This is a genomic window from Leptotrichia sp. oral taxon 417, from assembly GCF_013394865.1.
GTDB classification, from domain to species: Bacteria; Fusobacteriota; Fusobacteriia; order Fusobacteriales; family Leptotrichiaceae; genus Leptotrichia; species Leptotrichia wadei_A.
Map to the genome: position 1 here is coordinate 1,557,727 of NZ_JABXYV010000001.1, position 15,929 is coordinate 1,573,655.

The 15,929-nt window shown below is 28.9% G+C and carries 11 protein-coding genes, 1 pseudogene and 1 CRISPR repeat array; of the genes and pseudogenes, 3 read left to right on the forward strand and 9 right to left on the reverse strand.

The window, feature by feature from the left end:
• Positions 1-84: 84 nt before the first annotated feature.
• A complete protein-coding gene (locus tag HW276_RS07180; protein ID WP_178937960.1) occupies positions 85-582 on the forward strand; it encodes a methylated-DNA--[protein]-cysteine S-methyltransferase in 498 nt (165 codons plus the stop codon).
• 158 nt (positions 583-740) lie between these two features.
• Here HW276_RS07180 and HW276_RS07185 read toward each other — a convergent pair whose 3' ends face one another.
• Together HW276_RS07185 and HW276_RS07190 are read right to left on the reverse strand one after the other, a co-directional pair.
• Positions 741-2,480 (reverse strand): alpha-glucosidase, encoded by a 1,740-nt coding sequence (locus tag HW276_RS07185; RefSeq protein ID WP_178937961.1) that lies wholly within the window; start codon positions 2,478-2,480, stop codon positions 741-743.
• Between the two features lie 296 nt (positions 2,481-2,776).
• Complete coding sequence (locus tag HW276_RS07190) at positions 2,777-4,099, reverse strand: 6-phospho-alpha-glucosidase (protein WP_178937962.1); 1,323 nt, start codon at positions 4,097-4,099, stop codon at positions 2,777-2,779.
• Positions 4,100-4,401: 302 nt separating this feature from the next.
• Between HW276_RS07190 and HW276_RS07195 the strand changes: the two are divergent.
• Positions 4,402-5,108 (forward strand): annotated as a pseudogene (locus HW276_RS07195) (GntR family transcriptional regulator).
• Between the two features lie 52 nt (positions 5,109-5,160).
• On the opposite strand, the gene HW276_RS07200 reads toward HW276_RS07195, so the two are convergent.
• The 4 genes from HW276_RS07200 to HW276_RS07215 form a co-directional block, all read right to left on the reverse strand.
• Complete coding sequence (locus HW276_RS07200) at positions 5,161-5,772, reverse strand: DJ-1/PfpI family protein (RefSeq protein WP_178937964.1); 612 nt, start codon at positions 5,770-5,772, stop codon at positions 5,161-5,163.
• A gap of 693 nt (positions 5,773-6,465) precedes the next feature.
• The gene (locus tag HW276_RS07205) at positions 6,466-8,061 is read right to left on the reverse strand and encodes an alpha-glucoside-specific PTS transporter subunit IIBC (RefSeq protein ID WP_178937965.1); all 1,596 of its coding nucleotides are present in this window, start codon (positions 8,059-8,061) and stop codon (positions 6,466-6,468) included.
• A gap of 406 nt (positions 8,062-8,467) precedes the next feature.
• Entirely contained in the window at positions 8,468-9,565 is a 1,098-nt protein-coding gene (locus HW276_RS07210) for an RNA-guided endonuclease TnpB family protein (RefSeq protein ID WP_178937966.1), read from the reverse strand.
• Between the two features lie 162 nt (positions 9,566-9,727).
• Entirely contained in the window at positions 9,728-10,519 is a 792-nt protein-coding gene (locus HW276_RS07215; protein ID WP_147003901.1) for an endonuclease/exonuclease/phosphatase family protein, read from the reverse strand.
• 263 nt (positions 10,520-10,782) lie between these two features.
• Here HW276_RS07215 and malQ point away from each other — a divergent pair, with 263 nt between their 5' ends.
• Positions 10,783-12,291: a 4-alpha-glucanotransferase gene (gene malQ, locus HW276_RS07220; protein WP_370464645.1), complete on the forward strand. Its 1,509-nt coding sequence runs from the start codon at positions 10,783-10,785 to the stop codon at positions 12,289-12,291.
• Positions 12,292-12,434: 143 nt separating this feature from the next.
• A CRISPR array of direct repeats spans positions 12,435-13,522; the repeat unit is 37 nt; unit sequence GTTTCAATCCTTGTTTTAATGGATACTCTACTTTAAC.
• 443 nt (positions 13,523-13,965) lie between these two features.
• Here the strand turns inward: malQ and purN are convergent.
• From purN to HW276_RS07235, 3 genes are read right to left on the reverse strand one after another with little or no spacing between them, the layout of a single operon-like run.
• Positions 13,966-14,559 carry a phosphoribosylglycinamide formyltransferase gene (purN, locus tag HW276_RS07225; protein ID WP_178938541.1) on the reverse strand — a complete coding sequence of 198 codons (594 nt, stop codon included), beginning with the start codon at positions 14,557-14,559 and terminating at the stop codon, positions 13,966-13,968.
• Positions 14,560-14,599: 40 nt separating this feature from the next.
• Positions 14,600-15,598, reverse strand: coding sequence for a phosphoribosylformylglycinamidine cyclo-ligase (gene purM, locus HW276_RS07230; RefSeq protein WP_178937968.1), 999 nt, complete (start codon positions 15,596-15,598; stop codon positions 14,600-14,602).
• Positions 15,599-15,634: 36 nt separating this feature from the next.
• A complete protein-coding gene (locus HW276_RS07235; protein WP_178937969.1) occupies positions 15,635-15,922 on the reverse strand; it encodes a YciI family protein in 288 nt (95 codons plus the stop codon).
• Positions 15,923-15,929: the final 7 nt, after the last annotated feature.

Here is a 15,929-nt window from a genome sequence, read left to right on the forward strand (position 1 = left end):
AAATTTGGATTTTGAATAAGTAGACATAACTTTTGAGTTTAGTTTTAAAGTAGTTTTATAAATGAAAATTAAGAGGTAAAAACAATGAAAAAGAACATCTATTTTTATGAGACAAACACTCCGATTGGAAAAATTGGGATTGCTACAACAGAAGATGACTCTCACATTACAGATTTGACTTGGGAATCTGATTTTGAAAATTTAATAAAAGAAAATGATTTTCAAATTTGTGAAACTGAACTGATTAAACAAGCGAAAAAACAACTTTTTGAATATTTTGAAAAAAAACGAAAAAATTTTGATTTGCCACTTTTGAAAGAAGGAACACCATTTCAAATTTCTGTTTGGAATGCTCTTGAAAAAATTCCTTATGGCGAAACTCGTTCTTACAAAGATATTGCAATCGCAATTAACAATCCAAAAGCTGTCCGTGCAGTTGGAATGGCGAATAATCGAAATAAAATTGCTATTTTTATTCCTTGTCATCGTGTGATTGGTGCAGATGGAAAATTGGTTGGTTATGGCGGGGGACTTCATATTAAGCGATTTTTGTTGGAATTGGAAGGGATTAAAATAAATTGAATTGAATTTTAAATTATTGGGTTAAATTGAGCATTAAACACAAAAAACTGTCTAATATTTCTATTTTTAAAAATAAAAGGCAGTTTTTTTATTTACGAATTATTTAAATTATCTTATTTCACAGCTTATAAAACAAATCCATTTTTAACAAAAATTCTTTAAATTTCAACTAACAAACTTTGAAAGCCTTCAAAAACAACTTTCTCTCCATCTTTTTCAAACCCATCAAAATTATTAATCAAAATTTCTCCAATTTTAATTTCTTTTTCTCCAAGAGCTTTTGCAATTTCACTTAATTTAACTTCTTGTTTCAACTCAGAAAAATTACTAATACAAAGAACTTTTTGATTTTTATATTTTCTCACATAAGCAATAATTTTTTCATTCTCCAACGGAACAGAAATAAAATCACCAAAAGTCAAGCAATCTGAATATTTCCCATTTTGTCTCAAATCAATCATTTTTTTGTAATATGAAAAAATTGAATCTTTGTCATTTATTTGGTCTGCTACATTTGTTATGGCTTGGCTTCCTGTTAATTTTATCCATGATTTTGAGTTTTCATCTTTTGAAAAACCAGCGTTTTTGCTGTTGTCCCATTGCATAGGCGTTCTTGAATTGTCACGGCTTCGTTTATTTACAAAATATAATGCTTCTTCAGATGAAAATCCTTCTCCTAAAGCCCGTTGATATTGGTCTTTACTTGCAATATCATCAAATTCAGAAATATCATTTCTCACAAAATTATCCATCCCAATTTCTTGACCTTGATAAATAAACGGTGTTCCTCGCAAGAAGAAAAATACATTTGCTAACAATTTTGCATTTGTTTCATTCGCTTTTTCACCAAAAAATTTATTCAAACTTCTTGGCAAATCGTGATTTTCTAAAAATGGTGCTCCCCATCCATATTTTTGCTGAGTCAACTGACTTTCAAAAATAGCATCCCTAAGCTCTATTGTTGGAATATCTCTCAATGAATAATAAAATCCGCCTTTTGTCATATCTAAATCCGTATAGCTAAAATCAAAAATCATTGTAAAAAATCCATCATCTCCAATGAAATCATTGTATCTTTCATACTCAAGCATTGGAGTTTCCGCAACAGTCATCGCATTATATTTTTTGAAAGTTTCTTTTGCCAATTCGCTTAAAAACTCTTCAATTCCAGGCTGATTCAAAGTATATTCCACATTGTATGCCATTCCATCCGCTCCATCAACTGGCAAATCCAAATATCTTGCATCTTTTTTTATCGAATTAATCGCATCAACTCTAAATCCAGCAATTCCCTTTTCAAGCCAATAATTTACCATTTCGTAAAGCTCTTTTCTAACTTCAGGATTTTCCCAGTTTAAGTCAGGCTGTTTTTTTGTAAATAAATGCAAATAGTACATTTCATTTCCATTTTCATCAGCTTCCCCTTCAACTTTTTCCCAAGCAGAACCTCCAAAATGTGATCTCCAGTTTGTTGGTGGCAATCCATTTTCTCCTCTTTTGAAAATATAGTAATTTCTGTACTTGCTTTCAGGATTTTTCAATGCTTCCAAAAACCACTCGTGCTCATCAGAAGTATGATTAATTACCAAATCTAAAATTACTTTTATCCCTCTTTTTTCGGTCTCTGCAATCAATTTTTCCAAATCTTCCTTTGTCCCGAATTCAGGATTCACATCATAATAATCTGAAATATCATATCCATTGTCATCCATTGGCGACTTAAAAATTGGACAAACCCAAATAAGCATTATCCCCAAATTCTTCAAATAATCTAATTTCTCTGTAATTCCATTCAAATCTCCAATTCCATCGTTATTGCTATCATAAAAACTTCTTGGATAAATTTGATATCCAACTTCTTTTTTCCACCATTTTTTATCTAATTTTTTTATATCCATTTTTTCTCCTTCATATTTAATTTATAAATAATTTATAAACTTTTATTAATATAACTTTTTTCTTTTTTGATTAATGAATATTGACATTATTTAACCTTTAAAAATTTACTTTTACAATTGATTAATAAAAAATACTTTATAAGTAATTATATCATAAAAAAAGACACTACTTCAATAGTAGTGCCTTTATTTTTGCAATTTATTTTACTATACCACGCTGAATGGTTATTTTTTTAAATAATTATATCATAATTAATTAACATTTCAAGCACTAAAAATTATTTATTTCAAATCCGTTATTTCAAAACTGGCCAGAAATCTTTATTAGCCTCGATCAAGTCATCCAAAATAGCTTTTGCAACTTTTGCACTTGGCACAGTTCTTGACAATGTAATTGCCTGCCATAATTTTTGGTATGAACCTTCAATCCATGCTTCTACTGTTAATTTTTCAACAGAAACTTGTTGTTCCATTAATCCTTTTTGGAATTGAGGAATTTTACCTTGAACAATTTTTTCAGGACCATTTGAACCTACTATACAAGGTACTTCAACCATTGCAGTTGAATCAAAGTTTGAGATTGCTCCGTCATTTTCTACGATTAATAACATTCTTTCTTTTGTATCATAAGCAATTGCTCTTGCCAAGTCAACTATGTATGAAGCATGATCGTCTACATGAAGTTTACTATCTTTTGCAGTCCCTTTTTCAGCAATTGTTCTACATTCACCAAATACAAATTTTTCTCTTCCTTCCATTACTTCATTCGCTCTTGTATGATTAGGATCTGAGTGTTCTACTACATAGTCTGGGAAGAAATAGTATTTTAAGTAAGTGTTAGGCATTGTTGTAGGATCAACTGCAAATACATCTCTTGCTTTTGTAAATGTATCATTCCAACTTGCTTCAGTGTTTTCTCCTTCAATTTCTACATTATACCCTATTTTTGCAACTTTTTCCTTTAATGCAGGCATTAAGTCTTTTCCATGTTTATCTCTAATATCTGTCCACCATCCGAAGTGATTTAATCCAAAGTATCTAATAACCATATCTTTTCTTGATTTCAATCCAAGCATTTCAGCCATTCTTATTTCAATTCCAATTGGCATATCACAGATATTCAATATTTTAGAATTTGGACGTAATCTTCTAGTTGCTTCTGCTACAATTGCTGCAGGATTTGAATAGTTCAACATCCAAGCATTTGGCGAATATTTTTCCATAAAATCAACTAATTCAATAACTCCACCAATTGAACGCATTCCATAAGCAATTCCTCCTGGTCCGCAAGTTTCTTGTCCTAATACTCCATGTTTTAAAGGTATTTTTTCATCTTTTTCACGCATTGCATATTTTCCAACTCTTATATGTGCCATAACAAAGTCAACATCTGTAAATGCTGTTTCGGGATCAGTGGTATAAACAAAATTAATATCAGGTGCTTTTTCTTTTATTATAATGTCACACGCTTTTGCAATAACTTCTTGTCTTTCAGCGTCATTATCATAAAATTTAATCTGTCTAATTGGAAATTTATCCAAGTTTTCTAACAACATCAAAACAATCCCTGGAGTAAATGTACTCCCTCCACCAGCTACTACGATTGAAAATTTTTTCATAAATAATCATCTCCTATAATTTATTAGTTATATATTTTTTGCTTTCTTATTTCATTAATTATTATAACATGATTTTTTTAAAAGTCAATAGATTTATATAAATCTTTTTTATTTTTTTTTATTTATATATATACCTTTTGATATGAGTTGATATTTTATGTAATTTATTGTATAATAAAATTATATTTGATTTAGTGAAATTTATCTATTTTACTCAATTTATTTATCTTTATTAAATTTAATTATTTAATACCTAAAAATTTGAGTGAAATAATAATTCTATGAAAGGTTTATATAAACGAATGAAAAAATATGAAAAAGTTTATCAAGATATAAAAGAAAAAATAAAAAATGGAGAGCTTAAACCTGGTGATTTTTTAAAAAAAGAAGATGATTTGGCAGAAGAGTATAATTTTTCAAAACTTACTGTGAGAAAAGCTCTTTCAATGTTAGAAACAGAGGGGCACATTCAAAAAGTGAAAGGAAAAAAGTCAATTGTTTTAGAGAAAAAAAATTTAGAAAATATTTCTTTGACTTCTATCCAAACTACACAAGAACTTAATAAAATTCAAAATCTCCATCTTGAAAAAGAATTAATAAGTCTTTATATTGTGCAAGGGGTAAAGGAACTCATGGATAAATTCCAAGTTTCTGAAAATGCTGATTTTTATAAGGTTGTTAGGACCACTTCATTAAATGGTGAAGTGCTGAATTATTCTACTTCCTTTTTTGATAGAAGAATTGTTCCATTTCTAAATGAGGAAATTGCAAAAAATTCTATTTACGAATATTTAGAAAAAGACTTAAAATTAAAAATTTCCTACTCTCGTAGAGAAATAAAATTTAGAAAAATTACTTCTGAAGAGCAAAAATATTTTAAATTGAAAGATATAAATATGGTTGTTGTCATTGAAACTCATGCCTATTTATCAAACGGAACTCTTTTTCAGTATGAAACAATAATTCATCATCCTGAGAAATTTACTTTACCGCTATTGCAAAAAGATAATTTTTATACAAAAAAAGAGGTTATATCATTTTTGAAGCAACCTCTTTTTCTTTTATTTTGAAATTTTTTCAAATGCTTTAACAAATCCAATCGTATAAATATCAAAAAATAAATTTACATTTTTTTCAGGAATATCACCTAACGCCATCATCACATTTTTTGCAAAATGTATAGGACTATCTCCTTTTGCAGTTACCAAGTTTCCATCAATTACTGACTCCATTTCTACAAAATTTTTAGAATTCGTATAATTCGAATTATCTTTTATTTCATCAAAGCTATTTACCGTATGTTTTCGATCATTCAATAATCCATTTGTCGCAAGAAAATATGCAGCATCACAAATAGCACCTACAACTTTATTAGGATTATTTTTAAATTTTTTCACAAGCTCAACAATCTTAGTATTTGTTTCTTCTATTTGACTTCTCCAAGTTCTACCACCAATTAAAACTAATCCATCTACATCATTTTCATCAATCTCTTTCAATGTCAAATCAGGTAACACTTTTAAATTTCCCATTGACTTTTTTAAATTTTTATCAATCGAAGCAAAGTTAGTTGTATAATTTTTTGTTATATTCTTATCATTCAATGCTGAAGATAAAAAAGCTGCTTCCCAATCTGCAAATTCATCTAAAATTACAAAAACTATATTTTTCATTTTCTTTATCTCCTTTTCATATCAAAATTTACATTAATACTAAACTTTATTTAAAAAAAATTATTTTTTAGATATTTTCTTAATTCTTTAATAAAAAAATTATAATAAATCTACTATTTATACTAAACCCCATTTGAATAACGAATATGTTGTAAATCTTTTTAGCAGATTAAACCTGATATTTATTTTCAGATAATTAAAATAAACATTCGCTTTTTAAACGGGGAATAGTATTAAAATAAAAAATAACATAAACTTATTATATCGAAAAAAAAGAACTTTCACAAGTTTTATAATTTTATACTTAAAATTTTTAACTTTTGAAAATTCTTTCTTAATTTTTTTATAAAATTTAATTTCAATTATTTATCAAATTTTATTTTTACCGTAACTTGAAAACTTAATCAAGATATTCAAGATTGCTTTTATAATATAAAATATATTAAAGGATGTACAGTTATCCTAACATTTCGGAATTTCACTTATATGTAAGTCTTTATCAATTCCAAAATGTGTTACTTATTATAATTCCGTAAAATGACTTGCTCCACTCTCTTGGGTGAATACAAGTTTATCCAGAATATTTTTACTTTTTTCAATAAATTATGCATCATTTTTTAAAAAGTCAAGCAAAAAGTTACACAAACTTATTTTTTTTTATAAACTTTAGATAATTTTCAAAAAACTATTGTTTTACCCTTTTTTCATCATGTCTTCAATTCTTTCTCTTACTTGAGGTACTGACAATCCGATGATTACTTGAATAGCTGTTCCTTTTCTAACTACACCATGAGCTCCTGCTGCTTTAAACGCTGCATCTGGTAATAATTTACTTGCATCTTTTACACTTACTCTAAGTCTAGTTGCACAGTTATTAAGTTCTTCAATATTTTCTCTTCCACCTAATGCTTCAAGAATGATTGCACCTTTTTGAGCATATTCATCTCCACCAGCTACGGCTGCTGCACCTTGTGCTCCACCTTCACCATGTTTAGCTCTATAGTCAGCTTTTGTATAAAGTTTCATTTCTTCATCATCATCTTCTCTACCTGGAGTTTTTAAATCCATTTTTAAAATTAAGAATCTGAATAATACGAAATAAATACATGTGAAGATTAATCCAATTACAATTTGAGTAATTACTGTTCCACTGTGGTTTTTAAACATTGGAATCCAGTTTAAGAACATAAAGTCTAAGAATCCTCCACCGAAGTTTCCTACAACTCCGAACATATACATCAATGTTGACATTGTTGCAGCTAATACTGCGTGTAATCCAAATAATACTGGTGCTATAAATAAGAATGTAAATTCAAGTGGTTCTGTAATTCCTGAAACTATTGCAGTTAATAAAACTGGTAATAACAATCCTGCTACTTTTTTCTTGTTTTCAGGTTTAGCAGTTGAATACATTGCAAGTGCGATACCTACTGAACCAAAGATTTTTGAGTTACCGTGTAATGCAAATCCACCTTGTGGGAACATTTCTTTTAAAGGTTTTGTAGATTGAGCAAATTGACTTATATGTTGAACCCAGTAAGTTTGAATTCCACCTGGAACTGCCGCTGGTCCAAATATAAATGGTGTATATACAAAGTGGTGTAATCCTGTTGGAATCAATGCTCTTTCAAGGAATGTATAAATCCATACTCCAATTGGTCCTGAAACTTTTAATAATTGTTGTAAGTTATTAATTCCAATTTGAACTTTTGGCCAACAAAGTGCAGTTATGAAAGCACATGGAAGCATTACTAAGAAACCAATAATATAAACAAATACTGTTCCTTGGAATACTCCTAAAAAGTCTGGTAACTTTTTATCAAAATATTTATTATGTAAATAAACTACTATTGCAGAAATTATAATTGCACCAAATAAGTTTGTATCAAGTGTTTTTACTCCAGCAATTATTGCAAGTCCACTTGTTCCTCCAGCTTCTTGACTCATGTCAACACCAAAGAAACTCCATTGTGTAAGCATTGCTGCTACAAGATAATTATAAGTTGTATATAAAGCAAAAGCTTCAAGACATGCTCTTGCATTTGTTTTAGTTGCAAGGCTGATTGGTAATCCGATTGCGAATAATAACGGCATTTGTCTAAATACTGTCCAACCACCTTCACTTATTACAAACCAGAATTTATACCAGTTTGTCCCTTCATTTGCAATTGAACCCATTACTTGTGGATTCGTAAATAGTGATGCTATTCCTACGACTATCCCTGTGAATGCGAATAATAGAACTGGCGCCATCATTGCTCCACCAAATCGCTGAATTTTTTTCATCATGATTGAGTACCTCCTAAAAATTTATATATTTAATTTATTTTTCCCTTATTTTAAATATACCACACTTTTTTGATTTGTCAATACATTTACGTATATCTTTTTTCATTTTTTTTCAAAAAAAAATAATCGCTACATAAAAAATAGCGATTATTACTGGTTTTTTATAAGTTTTTATTTTATTGAATTTTTTTATATTTTTATCAAACTTATTATTATTTCATTTTAAATTTTTATAATAATCTAAATTTTTTGTTTTATTAGATTTTGAATATGTATATTTTTTATAAATAAAGTGAACTACTCCCGCTTTTAGAAGTGGGAGCTTCTTGGGAAGTGTCTGCTTTTGTTAGCCAAATATATTTACCAAGCTCTTCGGGTAGTTCCTACCCTGTCTTTTTTTATTTTCCTAATATTCCAACATCAATTTTCCAATGTTTTTTATATTCAGTGCCGCATTGTAATCTCTATCAATCTCAATTCCACAGCACTCACATCTATAACTTCTTTCTGATAATTTAAGTTCCTCTTTAATATTTCCACATTTACTACAAGTTTTCGATGACGGAAACCACTTATCTATCTTCAAAAATTGCTTTCCTAAAAACATCAGTTTATACTCAACCATCCTCAAAAACATTCCCCATCCATTATCTCCTACACTTTTTCCAAAATTTAATGCCTGGCTCATCCCTTTCATATTCAAATCCTCAACAATCACAGCATTATATGTTTCAGACAATTTTTTCGATAATTTATGCAAAAAATCCCTTCGGCAATTTTTGATATACTCATGCAATCTTGATATTTTCATTTTTTGTTTATACCAATTTTTAGAAAATTTCACTTTTCTTGATAACGATTTCTGTAATTTTTTCAATTCTTCTTCCAACATTCTAAAATATTTTGGATAATCAGCCCTTTGGTTTTCAGAGCTGACAAATAATTCAGACATTGAAAAATCAAGTCCAATCACTTTATCATTACTTGGATTTTTTTGAATTTCTTTTTCAAATTCTGTCAAAACAGAAACATAGTAATTTCCATTACTGTTTGTCAATGTTACCGACTTTATTCTATAATTCTTTGGTATTTCTCTATGATATTTTAATTTTATTCTTTTCAATTTTGGCAAGACCAAATATTTATTCTCCTCAATTCGTATCGAATTGTTCACACAATTTGTTGTATAACTTTTAACATTATTCTTTTTAGATTTGAACCTTGGAAATTTCGCTCTCTTCTGAAAAAAGTTCGTAAACGATCGTCTTACATTTAACTGAGCATTTGAAAGTGCCAAACTGTCTACTTCTTTTAGAAATTGATTTTCACTTTTCAAACTGGCAGGTGTAATTATTTTATTTTTTCCAGTTTCTTCATAAATTTTATTAGCAGTATACAAAATCGTATTGTAGACAAAACGAACACATCCGAAAGTCTTATTTATCAATAATTCCTGCTCTTTATTTGGATAAATTCTGTATTTGAATGCTAAATTATATTTCATAAATTACACCTCCTTTTGATTTTGAATATTATTTTTAATTATTTCTCTTCGATATTTTATACAAAAATTGTATCATAGGCATATCCTTTTTTCAATTTTTTTTACAAAAAAAGCAATTCATCTCCCACTTATAGAAGTCGGAGACTTCTTGCTATCTTTTTGTTAAAGTTCTATTTCTACTTCTACTCCAAAATGATCTGAAACAATTTTTTTATTTTCATTATTAAAAATAACTTTACTTTCTTTTACTTTTATTTCCTTATTACTAAATATGTAGTCAATTCTTTTTTGAGATTTATCATTAGCCCATCCATCAATACTTTTATCAACTGTTATTCCACTATCTTTTTTCTCAGCTAAAGTATATGTGTCAAACAATCCTTGAGATATGATATTTTTATAATCTTCAGAACTTCCAATGGCATCTGTATTAAAGTCACCCATTAATATTTTCAAATTATCATTTTTAGTTCTTGTTAAGATATTTTGAATACTTTTTCCCATATCTTCAGTTTCACAGTTTGGAAGATTCATGTGGCAACTGTAAAATTCAATTTCCTGTCCATTATAATCAATTGTTATACTTACAATTCTTCTTGAAGAAATTGTTCTTACCGATTGAGCAAAAGTGCAGTAAAACTCATCTTCTTCTTTTATTTTATGTCTTGTAATTATTGCAACTCCTTCATTGTATTTTCCATATCCAATATGTGAATTACTCCAATGATAATAATAATCTGTATCTGTATATTCTTGTAATTTTTCCAGAAGAACCCATCCATAATTTTCCTGTCTTATGTCATCAAAAATTACAGGATTATTCATAAGCTGATTCACTTCCTGCATTGCTATCACATCATACTGCTTTTCAGCAATAGCCTTTGCTAAAATGTCGATTTTTTCCATTTGGTTTTTTTCCAACCACGCATGTACATTTATTGTCAATATTTTCATAATTACAACCTTTCCTTACAATTTTATTTATTTAATTTATTTTTTAAAACTGTTTTATTAAATATATTATACCACATTCATCCTTAAATTTCATTAATTTTTTATTTCATCCAAATATTTAAATGACTAAAAATCCTTTATTTTCAATATTTTTAACAATTTTAAAAATTTACATTTACGTATATGTTGACAATTCAAATAAAATATAGTATATTTAAAGTGAGAAATAAAAATTTAATTTTATTAATAATTTTAAGGAGGACATAAAAATGTTCGAAAGAAGTTCAGGTATTTTATTACATCCTACTTCACTTCCAGGGAAATATGGAATTGGAACTTTAGGAAAAGAAGCTTTTGCATTCGTAGATTTTTTGAAAAAATCTAATCAAAAATTATGGCAAATATTCCCGTTAGGGCCGACAGGATATGGTGACTCTCCATACCAATCATTCTCTACTTTTGCTGGTAATCCATATCTTATTGATTTTGATTTGCTAGTTGAAGAAAATTTATTGTCACAATCTGACTTAGAAGGAATTTCATTTGGAGAAAATCCTGAAAATATTGATTATGGTGCTATTTACAATCAAAAATATCCTTTATTGAGAAAAGCATACGAAAATTACAAAAACACTAAAGAAAATAAAGAAAGAGAAGAACTAAAACATTTATTTGAAGAATTTAAAGCTCATAACCAAAGCTGGTTAAATGATTTTGCAATGTACATCTCTTTAAAAAATCATTTTAACGGATTGCCTTGGAATGAATGGCCAGAAGATATTAAATCTAGACAGCCTGAAGCAATGGAAAAATATTATGAAACAGTTAAAGAAGAAGTTGAATATCAAAAATTTATTCAATTTTTATTCTTCAAACAATGGAATGCTGTAAAAAAATATGCTAATGAAAATGGTGTAAAAATAATTGGAGACATCCCTATTTTCGTAGCTGCTGATAGCTCTGACGCATGGGCAAATCCAGAAATTTTCCTATTTGATGAAGAAAGAAAACCAGTTAAAGTTGCAGGAGTTCCGCCTGATTATTTCAGTGCTACTGGACAACTTTGGGGAAATCCATTATACAACTGGGATAAATTAAAAGAATTAAACTACAAATGGTGGATTGACAGAGTTAAAGCCAACCTTTCCACTTGTGACATCATAAGAATTGACCACTTTAGAGGATTTGATGAATACTGGGCTGTTCCTTATGGAGATAAAACAGCTGAAAATGGTACTTGGTGTCCAGGACCTAGAATGGACTTATTTAACGCCATCAAAAATGAACTTGGAGAATTACCTATAATTGCTGAAGATTTAGGAACAATGACGCAAGGTGTTATTGATTTGAGAGAAGCAACTGGATTCCCTGGAATGAAAATTTTAGGATTTGCATTTGATTCTAAAGAAGAAAACGACTACTTGCCTCATACTTACACAAAAAACTGTGTAGTTTATACAGGAACTCACGATAATGACACATTAATCGGATGGTTCACAAAAGCCAATGAAGACGATAAGCAATTTGCAAGAGACTATTTAAACTCAAGATCTGATGATGAAATTCATTGGGATGCAATAAGAGGTGCATGGAGCTCTGTCGCAAGCATGGCAATCGTTCCAATCCAAGATTTCTTAGGATTAGGAAGTGAAGCTAGAATCAATACTCCTGGACTTGCTAGCGGAAACTGGCAATGGAGATTGAAAGAAGGCATATTAACTGATGAACTAGCAGAAAGAATTGCTAAATTAACAAAAGTTTACTCAAGATAGTTTTTGAAAATCTTTTTTGAAATTATACAATTTATGATAAATAAAATAGAGAGAATATACAAAATTTGTATTGACTCTCTATTTTTTTTTGCTTTTTATTCTCATATTTGACAATAACAAAAAAACAACCTTATAAAAAAGTTGTTTTCACCCTTGTTTTAATGGATACTCTACTTTAACTTTGATGAGGATTTAGTAAAGAATTGTATCTGGTACAAAGTTTCAATCCTTGTTTTAATGGATACTCTACTTTAACACCACCCAGAACGGAGCTTCTTACAAGCTCCTTCTTGTTTCAATCCTTGTTTTAATGGATACTCTACTTTAACAAGATTTGAAAAACGTGCTAACAGAGCTGGGGCAGGAAAGTTTCAATCCTTGTTTTAATGGATACTCTACTTTAACGGAAGTATCAAGAATCGCTACAGAAATGGGGGATAAAGGTTTCAATCCTTGTTTTAATGGATACTCTACTTTAACGAACTGGTTTAAGTCTTTGTATTTGTGAATGATCAAGTTTCAATCCTTGTTTTAATGGATACTCTACTTTAACGGAAGTATCAAGAATCGCTACAGAAATGGGGGATAAAGGTTTCAATCCTTGTTTTAATGGATACTCTACTTTAACAATAAATACGGAGGTATAGAAATGAAAAGTAGATTTGGTTTCAATCCTTGTTTTAATGGATACTCTACTTTAACATTTGTTATCTCTTCATAAAAGAACATTTTACCACCATGTTTCAATCCTTGTTTTAATGGATACTCTACTTTAACTTGAGTTAACACAAAACGAATGCGATGTATTTAAGTTGTCGTTTCAATCCTTGTTTTAATGGATACTCTACTTTAACAATATCTAAATAACAAGGTCTGGAATTCCAGATATAATGTTTCAATCCTTGTTTTAATGGATACTCTACTTTAACGACACTGATAAAGTACTGGACGATATTTTAGATATGGGGTTTCAATCCTTGTTTTAATGGATACTCTACTTTAACTATGAAAGTCTGACAGAAGAAGAAATTGATTACATGAATGTTTCAATCCTTGTTTTAATGGATACTCTACTTTAACTTTAGGAGGAAATATATGATTAATTTATTATTAATTGACGGTTTCAATCCTTGTTTTAATGGATACTCTACTTTAACTTCCCATACCAAGTTGTACTCATTATACAGAACTCTTGTTTCAATCCTTATTTTAATGGATACTCTACTTTAACCCATCTTTTTGAGAAAATCCTTTATTTATTAGTGTTACAGCGATTTTTTCAGACATTAAAATCACATTTTTTTGCTTAATTTTTATTATTTTTTGCTGTTTTTTTATCATTTTCCGTAACTCCTAATGCTCATTTTTATTGACTTTGAGTGGATTTTTCTTCTTATTTTTCATTTCTTATAGTGGTAGGAATTTTTTCCACAGTCTTATTTTACCATATTTTTCTGATTTTTCAAAATTTTTTTTAATTTTTTGTATAACATAAATAGCTTATGCTGTCTCCCATTTAAATAGTGAATTTATTATGAATTTTGTTAGCAAGGGGGCAAGACCCCTTACCTATAAATAAAATATAATTTTTTTAAGAGAAAGAAACTATAATATTTCTTTGTATATCCATGTTTTGTCCATTTTTACTTTAACTTTCCAAATAATTAAGATTTTTTAATTTTCAATTAACTTCTTAATTCCTTCAATTAACAAAATATGCTCTTTCTCTAGCACCCTCTTTTGCAAAATTTCAGGTGTATCGTCACTTAGTACAGGAACTTTTATTTGTAAAATTATTTTACCTGTGTCAACTCCTGTATCAACAAAATGAATTGTACATCCACTTTCAGTTTCTTTTGCTTCGATAACTGCTCTGTGAACATTCATTCCATACATTCCTTTTCCACCAAATTTTGGAAGCAATGATGGATGGATATTTATAATTTTTCTTGACCATTTTTTTATAAATTCTGGCGATAAAATCGACAAATATCCTGCTAATACGATGTAATCTGTTTTTTCGTCATCATTTTCAAGAACATTGCTAATTTCATCAGACAATTTTTCTTTTAATACTTTTCTGTCAAGCAAAATATTTTTTATGCCATGTTTTTCTGCTCTTTCCAATCCATAGCACTCTCTATCTGCAATTACATAAGAAATTTCGCAATTTAAGTTTCCTTGCTCAATATTGTTAATAATTGACTGTAAGTTCGACCCTCCACCAGAAACTAAAACTGCTATTCTTTTTTTATTTTTATTAGACATTTTTTCACTCTCTTTAAATTTATTTTTATCATCTTTATTTTTAATACAAATTAATTTTTTCGTCACCTTTAACAATAGTTCCTAATTCATAGGCTTCTTCTCCATTTTCAGCTAAAATATCAATAACTGTTTGAGCATCATTTTTATTTACGATAACAACAAATCCAACTCCCATGTTGAATGTTCCCCACATTTCTTCTTCTGGAACTCTTGAGAATGCTTCGTGTTTAAACAACGGATGAACTTTTACTTTTGCTTTTTCGATGTTTGCACAAAGTCCATCTGGTATAGTTCTTGGAACATTTTCGATAAGTCCTCCACCAGTTATGTGAGCCATTCCGTTCACTTGCACTTTTTCCATAACTTTTTGAATTGGTTTTACATAAATTTTTGTTGGTGTCAATAAATGTTCTCCAATTGTTTTTCCATTGAATTCTTCGCTAAAATCAGTAAATAATTTTCTTAACAATGAGAATCCGTTACTGTGAGCTCCACTCGATGGAATTGCAACAATTACATCTCCTTCTTGAACTTTACTTCCATTGACCATTTTTTCTTCTTCAACTACACCAACTGCAAATCCTGCAATGTCATATTCTCCATCTGCATAAAATCCTGGCATTTCAGCAGTTTCTCCACCTACTAAAGCTGAATCTCCTTGAAGACAACCTTCTACAACACCTTTAATTATTTCAGAAGAAACATTTGAGTCCAATTTTCCACAAGCTAGGTAATCTAAGAAAAATAATGGTTGTGCTCCGTGACACAAAATATCATTTACACACATTGCAACACAGTCAATTCCAACTGTGTCATATTTATTTGTTTCAAATGCAACTTTTAATTTTGTTCCAACTCCATCAGTTCCAGACACTAAAATTGGTTTTTTATATTCTCCTAATTTGTATAAAGCTCCAAAACTTCCCAATTCGTTCATAACATTTTTGTTGTAAGTTGCTTTTACTCTTTCTTTTATTTTCTCAACACTTCTGTATCCTTCTTCTTTATCTACTCCTGAATCTTTATAAGAAATTGACATTCTTTATCCTCCTGTTTTAAATTAAATCTCTATTTTTTATTTTACAAAGTTTGCAAAATCTTCTGCATATTTTGTAGGGAAAAATTCTGTAATTTCATATTCTGCAATTCCATTTATATTAAACGGATCTTCTGAAATTATTTTCTTAACTTCTTCCAAGTTTTCTGCATTTAGCAAAATTATACCACCTGTTCTAGGATTTTTTCTTCCTGAACAAATAAATTTTCCCATTTCATAATATTTTTCCAAAAATTTTATATGTTCTTCTAAATATTTTTCAACTTCACTTACTGCTTTTACATAATTTAAACTTACTATATACATTTTTTCA